19 protein-coding genes are annotated in these 20,564 nt (G+C 60.7%); all 19 read left to right on the top strand.

Going from position 1 to position 20,564, the window contains the following annotated elements; all coding sequences use genetic code 11:
* The first annotated feature begins 23 nt into the window (after positions 1 to 23).
* The 19 genes from H096_RS03585 (at position 24) to nuoL (ending at position 20,538) form a co-directional block, all read left to right on the top strand.
* Positions 24 to 470, top strand: a complete 447-nt coding sequence (locus H096_RS03585; RefSeq protein ID WP_033896830.1) for an NUDIX hydrolase — start codon at positions 24 to 26, stop codon at positions 468 to 470.
* A gap of 59 nt (positions 471 to 529) precedes the next feature.
* The gene (gene mnmA / locus H096_RS03590; RefSeq protein ID WP_033896831.1) at positions 530 to 1,654 is read left to right on the top strand and encodes a tRNA 2-thiouridine(34) synthase MnmA; all 1,125 of its coding nucleotides are present in this window, start codon (positions 530 to 532) and stop codon (positions 1,652 to 1,654) included.
* Positions 1,651 to 2,274 carry a high frequency lysogenization protein HflD gene (hflD, locus tag H096_RS03595; protein ID WP_033896832.1) on the top strand — a complete coding sequence of 208 codons (624 nt, stop codon included), beginning with the start codon at positions 1,651 to 1,653 and terminating at the stop codon, positions 2,272 to 2,274. Before mnmA ends, hflD begins: the two co-directional genes overlap by 4 nt.
* A 125-nt stretch (positions 2,275 to 2,399) precedes the next feature.
* A complete protein-coding gene (gene purB / locus H096_RS03600; protein WP_033896833.1) occupies positions 2,400 to 3,770 on the top strand; it encodes an adenylosuccinate lyase in 1,371 nt (456 codons plus the stop codon).
* 84 nt (positions 3,771 to 3,854) lie between these two features.
* A complete protein-coding gene (locus tag H096_RS03605) occupies positions 3,855 to 5,021 on the top strand; it encodes a cupin domain-containing protein (RefSeq protein ID WP_033896834.1) in 1,167 nt (388 codons plus the stop codon).
* Positions 5,014 to 5,436 (top strand): GNAT family N-acetyltransferase, encoded by a 423-nt coding sequence (locus tag H096_RS03610; RefSeq protein WP_033896835.1) that lies wholly within the window; start codon positions 5,014 to 5,016, stop codon positions 5,434 to 5,436. The genes H096_RS03605 and H096_RS03610 overlap by 8 nt, the downstream gene beginning before the upstream one ends.
* Positions 5,437 to 5,586: 150 nt before the next feature.
* Positions 5,587 to 6,324 carry a secretin N-terminal domain-containing protein gene (locus H096_RS03615; protein ID WP_033896836.1) on the top strand — a complete coding sequence of 246 codons (738 nt, stop codon included), beginning with the start codon at positions 5,587 to 5,589 and terminating at the stop codon, positions 6,322 to 6,324.
* 490 nt (positions 6,325 to 6,814) lie between these two features.
* Positions 6,815 to 8,140: an isocitrate lyase gene (gene aceA / locus H096_RS03620; RefSeq protein WP_003174717.1), complete on the top strand. Its 1,326-nt coding sequence runs from the start codon at positions 6,815 to 6,817 to the stop codon at positions 8,138 to 8,140.
* 501 nt (positions 8,141 to 8,641) lie between these two features.
* Entirely contained in the window at positions 8,642 to 9,055 is a 414-nt protein-coding gene (locus H096_RS03625; RefSeq protein WP_003219575.1) for an NADH-quinone oxidoreductase subunit A, read from the top strand.
* A gap of 10 nt (positions 9,056 to 9,065) precedes the next feature.
* Positions 9,066 to 9,740: an NADH-quinone oxidoreductase subunit B gene (locus H096_RS03630; protein WP_016975544.1), complete on the top strand. Its 675-nt coding sequence runs from the start codon at positions 9,066 to 9,068 to the stop codon at positions 9,738 to 9,740.
* Between the two features lie 73 nt (positions 9,741 to 9,813).
* Entirely contained in the window at positions 9,814 to 11,598 is a 1,785-nt protein-coding gene (gene nuoC / locus H096_RS03635; protein ID WP_033896875.1) for an NADH-quinone oxidoreductase subunit C/D, read from the top strand.
* A gap of 2 nt (positions 11,599 to 11,600) precedes the next feature.
* Positions 11,601 to 12,098 (top strand): NADH-quinone oxidoreductase subunit NuoE, encoded by a 498-nt coding sequence (nuoE, locus tag H096_RS03640; protein ID WP_033896837.1) that lies wholly within the window; start codon positions 11,601 to 11,603, stop codon positions 12,096 to 12,098.
* A complete protein-coding gene (gene nuoF, locus H096_RS03645) occupies positions 12,095 to 13,450 on the top strand; it encodes an NADH-quinone oxidoreductase subunit NuoF (protein WP_003174722.1) in 1,356 nt (451 codons plus the stop codon). Before nuoE ends, nuoF begins: the two co-directional genes overlap by 4 nt.
* 135 nt (positions 13,451 to 13,585) lie before the next feature.
* Positions 13,586 to 16,300, top strand: coding sequence for an NADH-quinone oxidoreductase subunit NuoG (nuoG, locus tag H096_RS03650; protein WP_033896838.1), 2,715 nt, complete (start codon positions 13,586 to 13,588; stop codon positions 16,298 to 16,300).
* Complete coding sequence (nuoH, locus tag H096_RS03655) at positions 16,297 to 17,304, top strand: NADH-quinone oxidoreductase subunit NuoH (RefSeq protein ID WP_017137518.1); 1,008 nt, start codon at positions 16,297 to 16,299, stop codon at positions 17,302 to 17,304. The genes nuoG and nuoH overlap by 4 nt, the downstream gene beginning before the upstream one ends.
* 11 nt (positions 17,305 to 17,315) lie before the next feature.
* The gene (nuoI, locus tag H096_RS03660) at positions 17,316 to 17,864 is read left to right on the top strand and encodes an NADH-quinone oxidoreductase subunit NuoI (protein ID WP_003174725.1); all 549 of its coding nucleotides are present in this window, start codon (positions 17,316 to 17,318) and stop codon (positions 17,862 to 17,864) included.
* Between the two features lie 9 nt (positions 17,865 to 17,873).
* Positions 17,874 to 18,377: an NADH-quinone oxidoreductase subunit J gene (gene nuoJ, locus H096_RS03665; RefSeq protein ID WP_016974946.1), complete on the top strand. Its 504-nt coding sequence runs from the start codon at positions 17,874 to 17,876 to the stop codon at positions 18,375 to 18,377.
* 2 nt (positions 18,378 to 18,379) lie between these two features.
* Positions 18,380 to 18,688 (top strand): NADH-quinone oxidoreductase subunit NuoK, encoded by a 309-nt coding sequence (gene nuoK / locus H096_RS03670; RefSeq protein ID WP_003174727.1) that lies wholly within the window; start codon positions 18,380 to 18,382, stop codon positions 18,686 to 18,688.
* Positions 18,685 to 20,538: an NADH-quinone oxidoreductase subunit L gene (gene nuoL, locus H096_RS03675; protein ID WP_033896839.1), complete on the top strand. Its 1,854-nt coding sequence runs from the start codon at positions 18,685 to 18,687 to the stop codon at positions 20,536 to 20,538. The genes nuoK and nuoL overlap by 4 nt, the downstream gene beginning before the upstream one ends.
* Positions 20,539 to 20,564 lie beyond the last annotated feature (26 nt).

Below are 20,564 nucleotides of genomic sequence, written 5' to 3' on the forward strand. Positions count from 1 at the left end.
TTCTGATCGCTTGAGACTTGCCCATGACCTGGCAACCCCACATCACCGTCGCCACTATCGTTGAGGACAACGGTCGCTTCCTCATGGTCGAGGAACTCAAGGGCGGCCGCGCCGTGCTCAACCAGCCCGCCGGCCACCTCGATCCGCATGAAACCCTCACAGAAGCCGCCGTGCGCGAAACTCTCGAAGAAACCGGCTGGGACGTCGAAGCCACCGGCATCGTCGGGATTTACCTGTACACCGCCCCCAGTAACGGCGTGACCTATCAACGGGTCTGCTTCATCGCCAGGGCCTTGAAACACCACCCAGACTATCAACTCGACGAAGGCATCCTGCGTGCCCGCTGGCTGACCCGTGACGAACTGATGGAACTGCGCAACGACTGGCGCAGCGAGCTGATCATCCGCTGTATCGATGATTATCTGGCCGGTCAGCGCCACAGCCTCGAATTGATCCGCCCTTCTCTTTAGCCTTGAAGGCCTGAGCCTGATAGAATCGCGTCCTTTTTCAAGACACCCGTTGAAACCCTATGCGTGATCCAGCCCCTTCTGACACACAAAAGAAGCGCGTCATCGTCGGCATGTCCGGCGGCGTGGATTCTTCCGTTTCCGCCGTTCTGCTCATGGAGCAGGGTTATGAGGTGGAAGGCCTGTTCATGAAGAACTGGGAAGAAGACGATGGAACGGAATACTGCACCGCCATGGACGACCTGGCGGACGCCCAGGCCGTGTGCGACAAGATCGGTATCAAGCTGCACACCGCCAACTTCGCTGCCGAGTACTGGGACAATGTGTTCGAGCACTTCCTGGCCGAATACAAGGCCGGCCGCACGCCGAACCCGGACATCCTGTGCAACCGTGAAATCAAGTTCAAGGCGTTCCTCGACTACGCCATGATGCTCGGCGCCGACCTTATTGCCACTGGCCACTATGTGCGCCGCCGCGACATCGATGGCCGTACCGAACTGCTCAAAGGCCTGGACCCGAACAAGGACCAAAGCTATTTCCTGCACGCCGTCGGTGGTGAACAGATCGCCAAGACCCTGTTCCCGGTGGGCGAGCTGGAAAAACCCGAAGTGCGCAAGATTGCCGAGAAACACGGCCTGGCCACCGCCAAGAAGAAGGATTCCACCGGGATCTGCTTTATCGGCGAGCGCCGCTTCAGCGACTTCCTCAAGCAGTACCTGCCAGCGCAACCGGGCGAAATCCACACCACCGAAGGTGAAGTCATCGGCCGCCACCATGGCTTGATGTACCACACCATCGGCCAACGCCAGGGCCTGGGCATCGGCGGCTTGAAAGACGCCGGCGAAGAACCGTGGTACGTGCTGGTCAAGGACCTGGAAAACAACGTGCTGATCGTCGGCCAAGGCAACGAGCATCCACTGCTGTTCTCCGGCGCCCTGCTCGCTTCGGAAATCTATTGGGTCAACCCGATCGACCTGAGCACCCCGCGCCGCCTGACCGCCAAAGTGCGTTATCGCCAGAGCGACCAACCCTGCACCCTGGAAAAAACCGCCACCGGTTACCGCGCCACCTTCGATGACCCGCAACGCGCTGTCACGCCTGGCCAGTCCGTGGTGTTCTACGACGGCGAAATCTGCCTAGGCGGCGGCGTGATTGAAGTGGCCGAAGCCTGGAGCAACCCGGCATGAGCCCGACCCAGGAGCAATTGACGGCGCTGGGCGGGGTTTTCCTCGCCGCTGTATTGGTGGACAAGATCGCCAAGACCGGCCAGGTCACCGAAGCCGGCCTGACCTGCATGCTCGGCAGCCTGCTGATCCGCGATCCCAAGGACACCCTGGAAGTCTACGGCGGCGACGATATCGCGCTGCGTGAAGGTTACCGCGCGCTGATCGGCGCCCTAGAGCGCGACCCAAGCACGTTGCAGCGCGAGCCGTTGCGCTATGCCTTGTCAATGCTTGGCCTTGAGCGTCAACTGGCCAAGCGCGACGACCTGCTGGAGGTCATCGGCAAGCGCTTGCCGCAGATCCAATCCCAAGTGGAACACTTCGGCCCGGCCCACGAAAACGTGATCGCGGCCTGTGGCGCGCTATACCAGGACACCCTGAGCACCTTGCGCCAACGCATCCAGGTGCACGGCGACATGCGCAACCTGCAGCAACCGAACAACGCCTCGAAAATCCGTGCACTGCTCCTGGCCGGTATTCGTTCGGCGCGATTGTGGCGTCAGTTGGGCGGTCATCGTTGGCAGTTGGTGATCAGCCGCCGCAAATTGCTCAAAGAGCTTTACCCGTTGATGCGCAACGAATAAGTCGCACCGACAGGCTATTTTCAAGCCGTTACGCGTAATACGCCGGTCAGTTGGCGACGGACCGGCGGATTTTTTCATGTATGATACGCGCCCCATTTCGTTGCCCGACTGTCCGAGAACACCCCATGCAGCTCTCTTCGCTCACTGCGGTTTCCCCTGTTGACGGCCGCTACGCCGGCAAAACCCAGGCCCTGCGCCCTATTTTCAGTGAATACGGCCTGATCCGTGCTCGTGTTCTGGTTGAAGTGCGCTGGCTCCAGCGCCTGGCCGCTCATCCCGCCATCAGCGAAGTGCCGGCGTTCTCCGCGCAAGCCAACGCTGTGCTCAACACCCTGGCGGAAAACTTCTCCCTGGAGCACGCCGAGCGTGTGAAAGAGATCGAGCGCACCACCAACCACGACGTAAAAGCCATCGAATACCTGCTCAAAGAGCAAGCGGCCAAGCTGCCGGAACTGGCCCAGGTCAGCGAGTTCATCCACTTTGCCTGCACCAGCGAGGACATCAACAACCTGTCCCACGCCCTGATGCTGCGCGAAGGCCGTGATGACGTGATGCTGCCGCTGATGCGCCAGACTGCCAACGCCATCCGCGAACTGGCGATCCGTTTCGCCGACGTGCCAATGCTGTCGCGCACCCACGGCCAGCCGGCGTCGCCGACCACCCTGGGCAAAGAATTGGCCAACGTGGTGTACCGCCTGGAGCGTCAGATCACTCAAGTGGCGGCCGTGCCGCTGCTGGGCAAGATCAACGGCGCCGTAGGCAACTACAACGCCCACCTGTCGGCCTACCCTGAGATCGACTGGGAAGCCAACGCCCGCGCCTTCATCGAAGACGAGCTGGGCCTGGGTTTCAACCCGTACACCACGCAGATCGAACCGCACGACTACATCGCCGAGCTGTTCGACGCCATTGCGCGCTTCAACACCATCCTGATCGACTTCGATCGCGATATCTGGGGCTACATCTCCCTGGGCTACTTCAAGCAGCGCACCATTGCCGGTGAAATCGGTTCGTCGACCATGCCGCACAAGGTCAACCCGATCGACTTTGAAAACTCCGAAGGCAACCTCGGCATCGCCAACGCCCTGTTCCAGCACCTGGCCAGCAAGTTGCCGATCTCCCGCTGGCAGCGCGACCTGACCGACTCCACCGTACTGCGCAACCTCGGCGTGGGCTTCGCTCACAGCGTGATCGCGTACGAGGCCAGCCTCAAAGGCATCAGCAAACTTGAGCTCAATGAGCAGAAGATCGCCGCTGACCTGGACGCGTGCTGGGAAGTCCTGGCCGAGCCGATCCAGACCGTGATGCGCCGCTACAACATCGAGAATCCGTACGAAAAGCTGAAAGAGTTGACGCGCGGCAAGGGCATCACCTCTGACGCACTGCAAACTTTCATCGACGGCCTGGACATGCCAGCCGCGGCCAAGGCCGAGCTGAAACTACTGACCCCGGCCAACTACATCGGCAACGCTGTAGAGCAAGCCAAGCGCATCTGATCTTTGCTTGACCCTTTGAGACGCCCGGCCGCGCCGGGCGTTTTTATTCCAGTCTGAAAAGTGCTTTTTTTCAATAGGTTACACATGAATCCTGATATCCCTCTTCAACTTCTGGGCGGCATCACGGCACGGGAATTCCTGCGCGACTACTGGCAGAAAAAGCCGTTGCTGATCCGTCAGGCCATCCCTGATTTCGAAAGCCCGATCGACGCCGACGAGCTGGCCGGCCTGGCCCTGGAAGAAGAAGTCGAATCGCGCCTGGTGATCGAACACGGCGAGCGCCCGTGGGAATTGCGTCGCGGCCCGTTTGCTGAAGATGCCTTCAGCACGCTGCCTGAGCGCGAGTGGACCCTGCTGGTGCAGGCCGTCGACCAGTTCGTGCCGGAAGTGGCCGAATTGCTCGAGCAGTTCCGCTTCCTGCCAAGCTGGCGCATCGACGACGTGATGATCAGCTTCGCCGCGCCCGGTGGCAGCGTCGGTCCGCACTTCGACAACTACGATGTGTTCCTGCTGCAAGCCCAAGGCAAGCGCAACTGGAAGATCGGCCAGATGTGCAACTCCGAAAGCCCGCTGCTGCAGCACGCCGACCTGCGCATCCTCGCTGAATTCGAAGAAAGCGCCGAGTGGGTGCTGGAACCGGGCGACATGCTTTACCTGCCGCCGCGCCTGGCGCACTTCGGTATTGCCGAAGATGACTGCATGACCTATTCCGTAGGTTTCCGCGCCCCCAGCGCCGCTGAAGTGCTGACCCACTTCACCGACTTCCTCAGCCAGTACCTGACTGACGAAGAACGCTACACCGACGCCGACGCCCAGCCGGTCAGCGACCCGCACCAGATCCAGGGCGACGCGCTCGACCGCCTCAAGAGCCTGCTGGCCGAGCACATGAGCGATGAGCGCATGCTGCTGACCTGGTTCGGCCAGTTCATGACCGAACCGCGCTATCCTGAGCTGGTGGCCGGTGAAGAATTGGGCGAAGAGGATTTCGTCAACAGCCTGCAAGACGGCGCGATCCTGGTGCGCAACCCAAGCGCGCGCATGGCCTGGTCGGAAGTCGACGATGATGTGCTGCTGTTCGCCAGCGGCCAGAGCCGCTACCTGCCGGGCAAGCTGCGCGAACTGCTCAAGCTGATCTGCGCCGCCGACGCCCTGCACGCCGAAAACCTCGGCCCATGGCTGGCGGACGAAGACGGTCGCGACCTGCTGTGCGAATTGGTCAAGCAAGGAAGCCTGGGATTTGCCGATGAATAAGATTCACGTAAGTGTCGCGGACTGGCAAAAGGATATCGCTGAGATTCGGCGCATTCGTGAAGCGGTGTTCATCGCTGAACAATCGGTTCCGCCAGAGCTGGAGTGGGACGCGGACGACGCCGGCGCTGTGCATTTCCTTGCATTCGAAGGTGATTTTCCGATTGGCACCGCGCGCCTGCTGCCCAGTGGCGAGATCGGACGCGTGTCGGTACTCAAGGACTGGCGCGGACTGAAGGTCGGCGACAAGCTGATGGAAGCGGTGATCGGCGTGGCCGAGAAGCGCGGCCAGACCAGGCAGTTCCTGAGCGCACAGGTTTATGCAGCGCCGTTCTATGAGCGACTGGGCTTCAAGATCGTCAGTGACGAATTCCTTGAAGTCGGGATTCCGCATGTGGACATGGTGCGCGGCGACTGATCCGAAACCGCATCGCCTGCGATAGCGATATCAGCAACACCAATAATGCCCTGCCTTGCCAGGGCATTTTGCCGTCTACGATTCAACTTGCCCCCCGCCAGGCCGACAAACTGGCAAACTCAAGCCTAATGACTCGCAGAGATAACGGACATGTCCCTACGCACCCTGCTCACCGCCCTTCTCCTGACCGCCAGCGTTTCGGCCATAGCCGACACCGAAGTGGTCAACCTGAGCAACCGCACCAGCGCCGACCTGCTCCCCGTAGCGCAGAACTTCATCGGCAAGGACGGCACCGTCAGCGCCTACGGCAACCAGCTTATTGTCAACGCCGACCCCGCCAAGATCCAGGACTTGCGCGCCCTGCTCTCCCAACTCGACACACCGGCCAAGCGGCTGCTGATCACCGTCGACACCAACGAAAACAACCAACAGAACAGCGGCGACAGCCAGACCCGCATCATCAGCTACGGCACCGCCAGCCGCGACGGCGGGATCCAGCAGATCCAGGCCAGCGAAGGCGTGCCCGCACTGATCCAGGTCGGCCAGAGCGTGCCGCTGACCACCACCCAGCAAGACAGCTACGGCCGCCTGCAGAACCAGACTCAGTATCGCAACGTCACTCAGGGTTTCTACGTGACGGCGAGCGTCACCGGCGAAACCGTGCACCTGGCGATCAGTACCAACCGTGACCGCATGAGCCAGGAACGTCCCGATGTAGTGAATGTGCAAAGTACCGACACAACCGTCAGCGGCCGCTTGGGTGAATGGATCCCCCTGGCCGGTATCAATCGCGAGACCCAGGCCGACAAATCCTCTGGAACCCGCACCTACTCTACTCAAGGCCGCGATGACCTGACTGTGCGGGTCAAGGTCGATACCCTGAACTGAAGCACCAAAAACTGACTGATGAGTCGTCTTAGACTAAAGATGTAGTGCTTGAAAATAAGCACTACAAAACATTTGACGATCCAAAAAAGCATGGGCATGATGGCCTCGCTCCCGCTAATCAGGGGCCCTGGCAAGGGCCTTCGGATCGCCGCTCCAAGCTACCCACCTGAGCCGATTCGTGTCTGTACCGCCCACAAGGCGTGTTTGACGAGGTTGCGACTGGAACGAAGTTGTCCCGAGGGACGGAAGCTAACCAGGTAACCCGGCTACACGCTGTTGAACACCCAAGGGCCCACGACGCCCTCAGACTGTTCGCGGCCCGCCTTTACCTACCGCCCCTCTCGCCAATCGTTCATCCCGTCGCATTCCCCGCCAGACCCGACATGACCGCCTAAGCTTCTGGTCAGCGAGCAGCCCTGCCCACGCATTTGAATGCAGGGCTGGCAAATGGATTTTTCCACCACAAGAAGACGCGACGAGGTTTACTTCCATGGCACTGACACGCGAACAGCAAATTGCAGCCCTCGAAAAAGACTGGGCTGAAAACCCACGCTGGAAAGGCGTGACCCGCGCTTATTCCGCTGCTGACGTCGTCCGCCTGCGTGGCTCGGTTCAACCTGAGCACACCTTTGCAAAACTCGGCGCCGAGAAGCTGTGGAACCTGGTGACCCAAGGTGCCAAGCCCTCCTTCCGTCCCGACAAAGATTTCGTCAACTGCATGGGCGCCCTCACTGGCGGCCAGGCAGTGCAACAGGTGAAAGCCGGTATCCAGGCGATCTACCTGTCCGGCTGGCAAGTGGCAGCGGACAACAACTCCGCTGAATCCATGTACCCCGACCAATCGCTGTACCCGGTGGACTCGGTCCCAACCGTGGTCAAGCGCATCAACAACTCGTTCCGTCGTGCCGACCAGATCCAGTGGAAAGCCGGCAAGAACCCAGGCGACGAAGGCTACATCGACTACTTCGCGCCGATCGTGGCTGACGCGGAAGCCGGTTTCGGCGGCGTGCTGAACGCCTACGAATTGATGAAGAGCATGATCGAGGCTGGCGCTGCCGGCGTGCACTTCGAAGACCAGCTTGCTTCGGTGAAGAAATGTGGCCACATGGGCGGCAAAGTATTGGTGCCAACCCAGGAAGCCGTACAGAAGCTCACCGCTGCACGTCTGGCGGCTGACGTTGCCGGTACTCCGACCATCATCCTGGCCCGTACCGACGCCAACGCCGCTGACCTGCTGACTTCGGACTGCGACCCGTACGACCAGCCATTCGTGACCGGCGAGCGCACTCAGGAAGGTTTCTACAAGGTACGTGCCGGCCTGGACCAGGCGATTGCCCGAGGCCTGGCCTACGCGCCGTACGCCGACCTGATCTGGTGCGAAACCGCCAAGCCGGACCTGGACGAAGCCCGTCGCTTCGCCGAGGCGATCAAGAAGGAATACCCAGACCAACTGCTGTCCTACAACTGCTCGCCTTCCTTCAACTGGAAGAAGAACCTGGACGACGCGACCATCGCCAAGTTCCAGCGTGAACTGTCCGCCATGGGCTACAAGCACCAGTTCATCACCCTGGCCGGCATTCACAACATGTGGCACAGCATGTTCAACCTGGCGCACGACTACGCCCGCAACGACATGACCGCCTACGTGAAGCTGCAAGAGCAGGAGTTCGCTGACGCCGCCAAGGGCTACACCTTCGTGGCTCACCAGCAGGAAGTGGGCACCGGCTACTTCGACGACATGACCACCGTGATCCAAGGCGGCACCTCGTCCGTGACCGCACTGACCGGCTCGACCGAAGAAGAGCAGTTCCACTAAGCACCGCGTACACGGCCACTGCGGCCCCAAGGAAGACCTAACCGCAGTGCCGCACAACAATCACGCCCCGACCTGTTCGGGGCGTTTTTTTGTCAAAACATTGATCCAGAGCGGTGTTCGCGTGGATCAGATCGGTTAAAAGATCCCCGTCAGCAACTAAGCGACACTCTAGCAAGTAACGGCAACTTCCCTCGCCACACGCGAAACATTCGCTTAAACCCCACGCAAACAATATTCATTATCATTTAGCGCATGAAAACTTCGTTACAGGATAAACAAAACACATTTGATTAAATGCCCGCTAATGCCCGCCCCACAAGGGCTACAGCCCCAAGAAGGTGCACTATGTCCTTATTCCATCGAATAATTTCGCTATAGGAATTTTACTTGCCCGGTGTTTAGCCATAAAATCACCGCGATTGATTGCAGTGCGACATATCGTCACTGCATCGTTACTTTTTCGAGCTCAGAGACCTTTGCTCTCTGTTAAGGATTTCCAGCATGACCGAAGCGACAGGACTCATGGCCCACAACTGGGGCTTTGCCATTTTCCTCCTCGGTGTTGTCGGCCTCTGCGCCTTCATGCTCGGTGTCTCCAGCCTCCTCGGGTCAAAAGCCTGGGGCCGCAGCAAAAATGAACCGTTCGAGTCCGGCATGCTGCCTACAGGTGGCGCCCGCTTGCGGCTCTCAGCCAAATTCTATCTGGTCGCGATGCTGTTCGTGATCTTCGATATCGAAGCCCTTTTTCTCTTTGCCTGGTCTGTGTCCGTCCGCGAAAGCGGCTGGACCGGATTCGTCGAAGCTCTCGTTTTCATAGCAATTCTGTTGGCAGGCCTTGTCTACCTATTTCGAGTGGGCGCCCTTGATTGGGCTCCGGAAGCTCGTCGTAAGCGGCAAGCGAAGCTGAAACAATGAGGCTTTGGCGATGCAATACAATCTCACCAGGATCGACCCGGATGCTCCTAACGATCAGTACCCCATCGGCGAACGGGAAACCGTCTCCGATCCGTTAGAAGATCAAGTCCACAAAAACATCTACATGGGCAAGCTCGAAGACGTGCTGAGTGGCGCGGTCAACTGGGGGCGTAAAAACTCCCTGTGGCCGTACAACTTCGGCCTTTCGTGCTGCTACGTGGAAATGACCACCGCCTTCACGGCGCCCCACGACATCGCGCGCTTTGGCGCCGAAGTTATCCGGGCATCACCGCGCCAGGCGGATTTCATGGTTATCGCCGGCACCTGCTTTATTAAGATGGCGCCGATCATCCAGCGTCTCTACGAGCAAATGCTCGAGCCGAAGTGGGTTATCTCCATGGGTTCGTGCGCCAACTCCGGTGGCATGTACGACATCTACTCCGTCGTTCAGGGGGTGGACAAGTTCCTGCCCGTGGATGTCTACGTGCCTGGCTGCCCGCCCCGCCCCGAAGCATTCCTGCAAGGCTTGATGCTGTTGCAGGAATCGATCGGCAAGGAGCGTCGCCCGCTTTCCTGGGTCGTTGGCGATCAAGGCGTATACCGCGCCGAGATGCCTTCGCAAAAGGAAGAGCGCCGCGAACAGCGAATCGCAGTCACCAACCTGCGCAGCCCTGACGAAGTCTGATCCAGCCCGCTTCTTTAAATAGAACGAACACCTGGCTTCATTCTTTACGTTGACCGAAAGCGATAAAAAAACCATGACTACAGGCAGCGCTCTGTACATCCCGCCTTATAAGGCAGACGACCAGGATGTGGTCGTCGAACTCAATAACCGTTTTGGCCCTGACGCCTTCACCGCCCAGGCCACACGCACCGGTATGCCGGTGCTGTGGGTGGCGCGCGCCAAGCTCGTCGAGGTCCTGACCTTCCTGCGCAACCTGCCCAAGCCGTACGTCATGCTCTATGACCTGCATGGCGTGGACGAGCGTCTGCGCACCAAGCGTCAAGGGCTGCCGAGCGGCGCCGATTTCACCGTGTTCTACCACCTGATGTCGCTGGAACGTAACAGCGACGTGATGATCAAGGTCGCACTAAGCGAAAGCGACTTGAGCATCCCGACCGTCACCGGTATCTGGCCGAACGCCAGCTGGTACGAGCGTGAAGTGTGGGACATGTTCGGTATCGACTTCCCGGGCCACCCGCACCTGACGCGCATCATGATGCCGCCGACCTGGGAAGGTCACCCGCTGCGCAAGGACTTCCCTGCCCGCGCCACCGAATTCGATCCGTTCAGCCTCAACCTCGCCAAGCAACAGCTTGAAGAGGAAGCCGCACGTTTTCGTCCGGAAGACTGGGGCATGAAACGCTCCGGCACCAACGAGGACTACATGTTCCTCAACCTGGGCCCGAACCACCCTTCGGCTCACGGTGCCTTCCGCATCATCCTGCAACTGGACGGCGAAGAAATCGTCGACTGCGTGCCCGACATCGGCTACCACCACCGTGGTGCCGAGAAGATGGCCGAGCGTCAGTCGTGGCACAGCTTCATCCCGTACACCGACCGTATCGACTACCTCGGCGGCGTGATGAACAACTTGCCGTACGTGCTTTCGGTCGAGAAGCTGGCCGGCATCAAGGTGCCCGACCGCGTCGACACCATCCGCATCATGATGGCCGAGTTCTTCCGGATCACCAGCCACCTGCTGTTCCTGGGTACCTATATCCAGGACGTCGGCGCCATGACCCCGGTGTTCTTCACCTTCACCGACCGTCAGCGCGCCTACAAGGTCATCGAAGCCATCACCGGTTTCCGCCTGCACCCGGCCTGGTACCGCATCGGCGGTGTTGCCCACGACCTGCCCAATGGCTGGGAGCGCCTGGTCAAGGAATTCATCGACTGGATGCCCAAGCGTCTCGACGAGTACCAAAAGGCTGCGCTGGATAACAGCATCCTCAAGGGTCGAACCATCGGCGTCGCCCAGTACAACACCAAAGAGGCCCTGGAATGGGGCGTCACCGGTGCTGGCCTGCGGTCCACCGGTTGCGATTTCGACCTGCGTAAGGCACGCCCGTACTCCGGCTACGAGAACTTCGAATTCGAAGTCCCGCTGGCCGCCAATGGCGATGCCTACGACCGTTGCATCGTGCGTGTCGAAGAAATGCGCCAGAGCCTGAAGATCATCGAGCAATGCATGCGCAACATGCCGGCAGGCCCGTACAAGGCGGATCACCCGCTGACCACGCCGCCGCCGAAAGAGCGCACGCTGCAGCACATCGAAACCCTGATCACGCACTTCCTGCAAGTTTCGTGGGGCCCGGTCATGCCGGCCAACGAATCCTTCCAGATGATTGAAGCGACCAAGGGTATCAACAGTTATTACCTGACGAGCGATGGCGGCACCATGAGCTACCGCACCCGGATCCGTACCCCAAGCTTTGCCCACTTGCAGCAGATCCCTTCGGTGATCAAAGGCGAGATGGTCGCGGACTTGATTGCGTACCTGGGTAGTATCGATTTCGTTATGGCCGACGTGGACCGCTAAGCATGAACAGCACGCTTATCCAGACAGACCGTTTCACCCTGAGTGAAACCGAGCGCTCGGCCATCGAGCACGAGCTGCATCACTACGAAGACCCGCGCGCGGCGTCGATCGAAGCCTTGAAGATCGTCCAGAAGGAACGTGGCTGGGTGCCGGACGGCGCCCTCTACGCCATCGGCGAGATCCTCGGCATCCCTGCCAGCGACGTTGAAGGCGTGGCCACGTTCTACAGCCAGATCTTCCGCCAGCCGGTGGGCCGCCACATCATTCGCGTGTGCGACAGCATGGTCTGCTACATCGGTGGCCACGAGAAAGTGGTTGACGCGATCCAGACCAAACTGGGCATCGGCCTCGGCCAGACCACTCCGGACGGCCGCTTCACGCTGCTGCCGGTGTGCTGCCTGGGCAACTGCGACAAGGCGCCGGCGTTGATGATCGACGACGACACATTCGGTGACGTGCAGGCAACTGGCGTGACCCAATTGCTCGAGGGCTACCCATGACCCTTACATCTTTCGGCCCGGCCAACCTGATCAAGCGTTCGCCTGAGACCCACCCGCTGACCTGGCGCCTGCGTGACGATGCCGAGCCGGTGTGGCTCGACGAGTACCAGGCCAAGAACGGTTACGCGGCGGCGCGCAAAGCCTTTGCTGACATGGCCCAAGACGATATCGTCCAGACCGTGAAAGACGCAGGCCTTAAAGGTCGCGGCGGTGCAGGCTTCCCCACGGGCGTTAAGTGGGGCCTGATGCCCAAGGACGAATCCATCAACATCCGCTACCTGCTGTGCAACGCGGATGAAATGGAGCCGAACACCTGGAAAGACCGCATGCTGATGGAGCAACTGCCCCATCTGCTGATCGAAGGCATGCTGATCAGTGCCCGTGCGCTGAAAACCTACCGTGGCTACATCTTCCTGCGTGGCGAGTACACCACCGCCGCCAAGCACCTCAACCGTGCCGTGGAAGAAGCCAAGGCGGCTGGCCTGCTGGGTAAGAACATCCTCGGTTCCGGCTTTGACTTCGAACTGTTCGTGCACACCGGCGCCGGGCGTTACATCTGCGGTGAAGAAACCGCACTGATCAACTCCCTCGAAGGCCGCCGCGCCAACCCGCGTTCCAAACCGCCCTTCCCTGCCGCCGTCGGCGTGTGGGGCAAGCCGACTTGCGTGAACAACGTCGAGACCCTGTGCAACGTACCGGCGATCATCGCCGACGGCGTGGACTGGTACAAATCGTTGGCCCGTGAAGGCAGCGAAGACATGGGCACCAAGCTCATGGGCTTCTCCGGCAAGGTCAAGAACCCTGGCCTGTGGGAGCTGCCGTTCGGCGTGACCGCCCGCGAGCTGTTCGAGGACTACGCCGGCGGCATGCGCGACGGCTACACCTTGAAGGCCTGGCAGCCAGGTGGTGCCGGTACTGGCTTCCTGCTCCCTGAGCACCTCGACGCACAGATGTATGCCGGCGGCATCGGCAAGGTCGGCACCCGGATGGGTACGGGCCTGGCGATGGCGGTGGACAACACGGTGAACATGGTCTCGCTGCTGCGCAACATGGAGCAGTTCTTTGCCCGTGAATCCTGCGGCTTCTGCACCCCATGCCGCGACGGTCTGCCGTGGAGCGTGAAGCTGCTGATGGCCCTGGAAAATGGCGAAGGTCGCGAGGGTGATATCGAAACCCTGCTCGGCCTGGTCGGTTTCCTCGGCCCTGGCAAGACCTTCTGTGCTCACGCACCGGGCGCCGTGGAGCCATTGGGCAGTGCCATCAAATACTTCCGCTCGGAGTTCGAAGCCGGCATCGCGCCTACCAGCGCCGCCGTCCCGCCTCTGGCAAGGCCGATCGTAGTCGGCGCGTAACGCTTTAAAAGGCGAAGGGTCCGTGCCCTTCGCTTTCTCATGGGCTGACGCCGTAAAGGCTGTGTTGATGCCCATGAATAACAAGATTCCATTAGCCACGCCCGCTGACAACGGGCCAACGAAGAACTTTGAACCATGGCCACTATCCACGTAGACGGCAAAGCGCTCGAAGTCGATGGGGCAGACAACCTGTTACAGGCATGTCTCTCACTAGGCCTCGACATCCCGTATTTCTGCTGGCACCCCGCGCTTGGTAGCGTCGGTGCCTGTCGCCAGTGCGCGGTCAAGCAATACACCGACGAGAACGACACCCGTGGTCGTATCGTCATGTCCTGCATGACCCCAGCCACCGACAACACCTGGATCTCCATCGACGATGAAGAATCCAAGGCGTTCCGCGCCAGTGTCGTTGAATGGCTGATGACCAACCACCCCCACGACTGCCCGGTCTGTGAGGAAGGCGGTCACTGCCACCTGCAAGACATGACGGTGATGACCGGCCACAACGAGCGCCGTTATCGCTTCACCAAGCGTACCCACCAGAACCAGGACCTCGGCCCGTTCATTTCCCACGAAATGAACCGCTGCATCGCCTGCTACCGTTGCGTGCGCTTCTATAAAGACTACGCCGGCGGCACCGACCTCGGTGTGTTCGGCGCCCACGACAACGTGTACTTCGGTCGCGTTGAAGACGGCGTGCTCGAAAGCGAGTTCTCCGGCAACCTCACCGAGGTCTGCCCGACCGGTGTGTTCACCGACAAGACCCACTCCGAGCGCTACAACCGTAAGTGGGACATGCAGTTCGCCCCGAGCATCTGCCATGGCTGCTCCAGCGGTTGCAACATCTCCCCGGGTGAGCGCTACGGTGAACTGCGTCGCATCGAAAACCGCTTCAACGGTTCGGTCAACCAGTACTTCCTGTGCGACCGTGGCCGTTTCGGCTATGGCTACGTCAACCGCGAAGACCGCCCGCGCCAGCCGTTGCTGGCCAACGGCGGCAAGCTGAGCCTGGACGACGCGCTGGATAAAGCCGCCGACCTGCTACGCGGCCGCAACATCGTCGGTATCGGTTCGCCGCGCGCCAGCCTCGAAAGCAACTTCGCGTTGCGTGAACTGGTCGGTGCCGAGCACTTCTACAGCGGTATCGAAGCCGCTGAGCTGGAGCGCATCCGCCTGGTCCTGCAAGTGCTGAACGACAGCCCGCTGCCGGTTCCGAACATGCGCGACATCGAAGACCACGACGCCATCTTCGTCCTCGGTGAAGACCTGACCCAGACCGCCGCGCGCATCGCCCTGTCCCTGCGCCAGTCGGTCAAAGGCAAGGCCGAAGACATGGCCGACGCCATGCGCGTACAGCCGTGGCTCGACGCCGCCGTGAAAAACATCGGCCAGCACGCGCTGAACCCGCTGTTTATTGCAAGCATCGCTGAAACCAAGCTCGACGACATCGCCGAAGAATGTGTGCACGCAGCCCCAGACGACCTGGCCCGTATCGGTTTCGCCGTGGCCCACGCCCTCGACGCCAGCGCACCGGCCGTCGAAGGCCTGGACACTGAAGCCGTTGAACTGGCTCAGCGTATCGCCGACGCCCTGCTGGCCGCCAAGCGTCCACTGATCATCGCCGGCACCTCGTTGGGTTCCAAGGCGTTGATCGAAGCCGCTGCCAACATCGCCAAGGCCTTGAAACTGCGTGACAAGAACGGTTCCATCAGCCTGGTCGTGCCTGAAGCCAACAGCCTTGGCCTGGCCATGCTCGGTGGCGAGTCCCTGGACGCGGCCCTGCAAGCCGTGACCGACGGCAAAGCCGACGCCATCGTGGTGCTGGAAAACGACCTGTACACCCGCACCGATGCCGCCAAGGTCGACGCTGCGCTCAACGCCACCAAGGTGCTGATCGTTGCCGACCACCAGAAGACCGCCACCAGCGAGCGCGCCGACCTGGTCCTGCCAGCCGCCACCTTTGCCGAAGGCGACGGTACCCTGGTCAGCCAGGAAGGCCGCGCCCAGCGCTTCTTCCAGGTGTTCGATCCGAAGTACATGGACGCCAGCATCCTGGTTCACGAAGGCTGGCGCTGGCTGCATGCCCTGCGCGCCACCCTGCTGAACCAGCCGATCGACTGGACCCAACTCGACCACGTCACCGCCGCCACCGCCGCGAGCGCGCCGCAACTGGCACGGATCGTCGACGCTGCACCGTCCGCCGCGTTCCGCATCAAGGGCATGAAACTGGCCCGTGAACCGCTGCGTTATTCCGGTCGTACGGCCATGCGCGCCAACATCAGCGTGCACGAACCGCGCACTCCACAAGACCAGGACACCGCGTTTGCCTTCTCCATGGAAGGTTACTCGGGCTCCGCCGAACCGCGCCAACAGGTGCCGTTCGCCTGGTCGCCGGGCTGGAACTCGCCGCAGGCCTGGAACAAGTTCCAGGACGAAGTCGGTGGTCACATCCGTGCTGGCGACCCGGGCACCCGCCTGATCGAAAGCACCGGTGATTCGCTGAACTGGTTCTCTGCCGTACCGCGTCCGTTCAACCCGGCCCAGGGTACTTGGCAGGTCGTGCCGTTCTTCCACCTGTTCGGCAGCGAAGAGAACTCTTCCAAAGCCGCGCCGGTTCAAGAGCGCATCCCAGCCGCCTACGTTGCCCTGGCCAAGTCCGAAGCCGACCGCCTGGGCGTCAACGACGGTGCCTTGCTCAGCCTGAACGTGGCCGGCCAGACCCTGCGTCTGCCGCTGCGCATCAACGACGAGCTGGGCGCTGGCCTGGTTGCACTGCCGAAAGGTTTCGCCGGCATTCCAGCGGCGATCTTTGGCAAAACCGTTGACGGTCTGCAGGAGGCAGCGCAATGACTTGGTTCACGCCGGAAGTAATTGACGTGATCATTTCGGTGGTCAAGGCCATCGTGATCCTGTTGGCCGTGGTCGTCGCGGGCGCCCTGCTCAGCTTCGTCGAACGTCGCCTGCTGGGCTGGTGGCAGGACCGTTACGGTCCGAACCGCGTTGGCCCGTTCGGTATGTTCCAGATCGCCGCCGACATGCTGAAAATGTTCTTCAAGGAAGACTGGACCCCGCCGTTTGCCGACAAGGTGATCTTCACCCTGGCACCGGTCGTGGCCATGAGCGCCTTGCTGATCGCCTTCGCGATCATCCCGATCACCCCGACCTGGGGCGTGGCGGACCTGAACATCGGCTTGCTGTTCTTCTTCGCCATGGCCGGTCTGTCGGTCTACGCGGTGCTGTTCGCCGGTTGGTCGAGCAACAACAAGTTCGCCCTCTTGGGCAGCTTGCGGGCTTCGGCCCAGACCGTGTCCTACGAAGTGTTCATGGGCCTCGCGCTGATGGGCATCGTGGTGCAGGTCGGCTCGTTCAACATGCGTGACATCGTCGAGTACCAGGCGCAGAACCTGTGGTTCATCATTCCGCAGTTCTTCGGCTTCTGTACTTTCTTCATTGCTGGCGTCGCCGTGACTCACCGTCACCCGTTCGACCAGCCGGAAGCGGAACAGGAACTGGCCGACGGTTACCACATTGAATACGCCGGCATGAAATGGGGCATGTTCTTCGTCGGTGAGTACATCGGCATCATCTTGATCTCGGCCCTGCTGGTCACGCTGTTCTTCGGCGGCTGGCACGGTCCGTTCGGCATCCTGCCGCAGTTGGCGTTCTTCTGGTTCTTCCTGAAGACCGCGTTCTTCATCATGTTGTTTATCCTGCTGCGCGCGTCCATTCCGCGTCCACGATACGACCAGGTGATGGATTTCAGCTGGCGCTTCTGCCTGCCACTGACCCTGATCAATTTGCTGGTGACGGCTGCCGTTGTGTTGTTGAACACGCCAGCCGGCGCGGTTCAGTGAGGATTTGACCCATGTTCAAATATATTGGCGACATCGTTAAGGGTACCGGTACCCAGTTGCGAAGCCTGGTGATGGTTTTCGGCCATGGCTTTCGCAAACGCGACACCCTGCAATACCCGGAAGAAGCGGTGTACCTGCCGCCGCGTTATCGCGGCCGTATCGTGCTGACCCGCGACCCCGATGGCGAAGAGCGTTGCGTAGCCTGCAACCTGTGCGCCGTGGCGTGCCCGGTGGGTTGCATCTCCCTGCAGAAAGCTGAAACCGAAGACGGTCGCTGGTACCCGGACTTCTTCCGAATCAACTTCTCGCGCTGCATTTTCTGCGGCCTCTGCGAGGAAGCTTGCCCGACCACCGCGATCCAGCTCACGCCGGATTTCGAGATGGCCGAGTTCAAACGTCAGGACCTGGTGTACGAGAAAGAAGATCTTTTGATCTCTGGTCCCGGTAAAAACCCTGATTACAACTTCTATCGTGTTGCAGGTATGGCCGTTGCCGGTAAGCCGAAAGGCGCCGCACAAAACGAAGCCGAGCCGATCAACGTGAAGAGCTTGCTGCCTTAAGGAAGAAAGATGGAATTCGCTTTCTATTTCGCGTCCGGTATTGCAGTGGTGTCCACGCTTCGCGTGATCACCAACACCAATCCTGTGCACGCCCTGCTCTACCTGATCATTTCGTTGATCGCCGTGGCCATGACCTTCTTCGCACTCGGCGCCCCGTTCGCCGGCGTGCTGGAAGTGATCGCCTATGCGGGCGCCATCATGGTGCTGTTCGTGTTTGTGGTGATGATGCTCAACCTGGGGCCGGCTTCGGTCGCCCAGGAGCGCGTCTGGCTCAAGCCCGGCATCTGGCTCGGCCCGGTCATCCTGGCAGCGCTGCTGCTGGGTGAACTGCTGTATGTGCTGTTCGCTCACCAGAGCGGTCAGGCCATCGGCCACACCACCGTAGACGCGAAGGCCGTGGGTATCAGCCTGTTCGGCCCGTACCTGCTGGTGGTCGAACTGGCTTCGATGCTGCTGCTCGCTGCAGCCATCACCGCCTTCCACTTGGGCCGCAACGAAGCCAAGGAGCAATGACGATGCCTGCTATCCCTTTGGAGCATGGTCTGGCGGTCGCCGGCATCCTGTTCTGCCTTGGCCTGGTCGGCCTGATGGTTCGCCGTAATATTCTGTTCGTGTTGATGAGCCTGGAAATCATGATGAACGCCGCTGCACTGGCGTTCATCGTTGCAGGTGCACGTTGGGGCCAGCCGGATGGACAAGTCATGTTCATCCTGGTGATCAGCCTGGCAGCCGCCGAGGCCAGTATCGGCCTGGCGATCCTGCTGCAACTGTATCGTCGCTTCCACACGCTTGATATCGACGCTGCCAGTGAGATGCGCGGATGAACATGATCTTTCTGACTTTCGTATTTCCCCTGATCGGTTTCCTGCTGCTGTCGTTCTCTCGCGGACGCTGGTCGGAAAACCTCTCGGCCCTGGTGGGTGTGGGCTCCATTGGCCTCTCGGCCATCGTGACCGCCTACGTCATCTGGCAATTCAACGTGGCCCCGCCGGAAGGCGGTCACTACACCCTCGTGCTGTGGCAGTGGATGTCGGTGGAGGGCTTCAAGCCCAACTTCGCCCTCTACGTCGACGGCCTGTCGATCACCATGCTTGGCGTGGTGGTGGGTGTGGGCTTCCTGATCCACCTGTTCGCGTCTTGGTACATGCGCGGTGAAGCCGGTTACTCGCGCTTCTTCTCGTACACCAACCTGTTTATCGCCAGCATGCTGTTCCTAGTGCTGGGCGATAACCTGTTGTTCCTGTACTTCGGCTGGGAAGGCGTGGGCCTGTGCTCGTACCTGTTGATCGGTTTCTACTACAGCAACCGCAACAACGGTAACGCAGCCCTTAAAGCCTTCATCGTGACCCGTATCGGTGACGTGTTCATGGCCATCGGCCTGTTCATCCTGTTCCAACAGGTGGGCACGCTGAACATCCAGGAACTGCTGGTGCTGGCACCACAGAAATTCCAGGTTGGCGACTTCTGGATCACCCTGGCGACCCTGATGCTGCTGGGTGGCGCCGTGGGTAAATCCGCACAACTGCCGCTGCAAACCTGGCTGGCGGACGCGATGGCCGGTCCTACCCCGGTTTCCGCACTGATCCACGCGGCCACCATGGTGACCGCCGGCGTCTACCTGATCGCCCGTACCCACGGCCTGTTCACCCTGGCGCCGGACATCCTGCACCTGGTGGGCATCGTGGGCGGCGTGACCCTGGTGCTGGCCGGTTTTGCTGCCCTGGTACAGACCGACATCAAGCGGATCCTCGCCTACTCGACCATGAGCCAGATCGGCTACATGTTCCTGGCCCTGGGCGTTGGCGCCTGGGACGCGGCGATCTTCCACCTGATGACCCACGCGTTCTTCAAGGCCCTGCTGTTCCTTGCTTCCGGTGCGGTGATCGTTGCCTGCCACCACGAGCAGAACATCTTCAAGATGGGCGGCCTGTGGAAGAAACTGCCACTGGCCTACGCCAGCTTCATCGTCGGTGGTGCCGCACTCGCAGCCCTGCCGCTGGTGACCGCCGGTTTCTACTCGAAAGACGAAATCCTCTGGGAAGCCTTTGCCAGCGGTAACCAGAACCTGCTGTACGCAGGCCTGGTGGGTGCGTTCATGACCTCGCTGTACACCTTCCGCCTGATCTTCATCACCTTCCACGGTGAAGCCAAGACCGAAGCACACGCAGGCCATGGCATCTCGCATTGGTTGCCGTTGTCCGTTCTGATCATCCTGTCGACCTTCATCGGCGCCCTGATCACCCCACCGCTGGCCGGTGTCCTGCCAGAAAGCGCCGGCCATGCCGGTGGCGCTGCCAAGCACAGCCTGGAAATCGCCTCGGGCGCCATCGCCATCGCCGGTATCCTGTTGGCAGCCCTGCTGTTCCTCGGCAAGCGTCGCTTCGTGACCGCCGTGGCCAACAGTGGCATTGGCCGTTTCCTGTCGGCCTGGTGGTTCGCTGCCTGGGGCTTCGACTGGATCTACGACAAACTGTTCGTCAAGCCTTACCTTGCCATCAGCCATGTACTGCGCAAAGACCCGCTCGACCAGACCATCGGTTTGATCCCGCGTGCCGCCAAGGCCGGTCACACCGCCCTGAGCCGCAGCGAGACCGGTCAACTGCGTTGGTATGCCGCTTCCATGGCAGCCGGTGCCGTGCTGGTGATCGGCGCCATCGTTGTGGTAGCGGTCTGACTATGAATATTGCGAACCTGCGAAAG

The sequence above is a fragment of the Pseudomonas sp. FH1 genome (assembly GCF_000510895.2).
GTDB lineage: Bacteria > Pseudomonadota > Gammaproteobacteria > Pseudomonadales > Pseudomonadaceae > Aquipseudomonas > Aquipseudomonas azotoformans_A.

Coding starts and splice junctions, on each gene's coding strand:
- H096_RS03610 (WP_033896835.1), top strand. CDS start 5,014: ATGAATAAGATTCACGTAAGTGTCGCGGACTGGCAAAAGGATATCGCT.
- nuoL (WP_033896839.1), top strand. CDS start 18,685: ATGAACATGATCTTTCTGACTTTCGTATTTCCCCTGATCGGTTTCCTG.
- nuoE (WP_033896837.1), top strand. CDS start 11,601: ATGAACAGCACGCTTATCCAGACAGACCGTTTCACCCTGAGTGAAACC.
- nuoH (WP_017137518.1), top strand. CDS start 16,297: ATGACTTGGTTCACGCCGGAAGTAATTGACGTGATCATTTCGGTGGTC.
- H096_RS03630 (WP_016975544.1), top strand. CDS start 9,066: ATGCAATACAATCTCACCAGGATCGACCCGGATGCTCCTAACGATCAG.
- nuoF (WP_003174722.1), top strand. CDS start 12,095: ATGACCCTTACATCTTTCGGCCCGGCCAACCTGATCAAGCGTTCGCCT.
- nuoI (WP_003174725.1), top strand. CDS start 17,316: ATGTTCAAATATATTGGCGACATCGTTAAGGGTACCGGTACCCAGTTG.
- purB (WP_033896833.1), top strand. CDS start 2,400: ATGCAGCTCTCTTCGCTCACTGCGGTTTCCCCTGTTGACGGCCGCTAC.
- H096_RS03605 (WP_033896834.1), top strand. CDS start 3,855: ATGAATCCTGATATCCCTCTTCAACTTCTGGGCGGCATCACGGCACGG.
- H096_RS03625 (WP_003219575.1), top strand. CDS start 8,642: ATGACCGAAGCGACAGGACTCATGGCCCACAACTGGGGCTTTGCCATT.
- nuoC (WP_033896875.1), top strand. CDS start 9,814: ATGACTACAGGCAGCGCTCTGTACATCCCGCCTTATAAGGCAGACGAC.
- nuoG (WP_033896838.1), top strand. CDS start 13,586: ATGGCCACTATCCACGTAGACGGCAAAGCGCTCGAAGTCGATGGGGCA.
- nuoK (WP_003174727.1), top strand. CDS start 18,380: ATGCCTGCTATCCCTTTGGAGCATGGTCTGGCGGTCGCCGGCATCCTG.
- H096_RS03585 (WP_033896830.1), top strand. CDS start 24: ATGACCTGGCAACCCCACATCACCGTCGCCACTATCGTTGAGGACAAC.
- H096_RS03615 (WP_033896836.1), top strand. CDS start 5,587: ATGTCCCTACGCACCCTGCTCACCGCCCTTCTCCTGACCGCCAGCGTT.
- aceA (WP_003174717.1), top strand. CDS start 6,815: ATGGCACTGACACGCGAACAGCAAATTGCAGCCCTCGAAAAAGACTGG.
- mnmA (WP_033896831.1), top strand. CDS start 530: ATGCGTGATCCAGCCCCTTCTGACACACAAAAGAAGCGCGTCATCGTC.
- nuoJ (WP_016974946.1), top strand. CDS start 17,874: ATGGAATTCGCTTTCTATTTCGCGTCCGGTATTGCAGTGGTGTCCACG.
- hflD (WP_033896832.1), top strand. CDS start 1,651: ATGAGCCCGACCCAGGAGCAATTGACGGCGCTGGGCGGGGTTTTCCTC.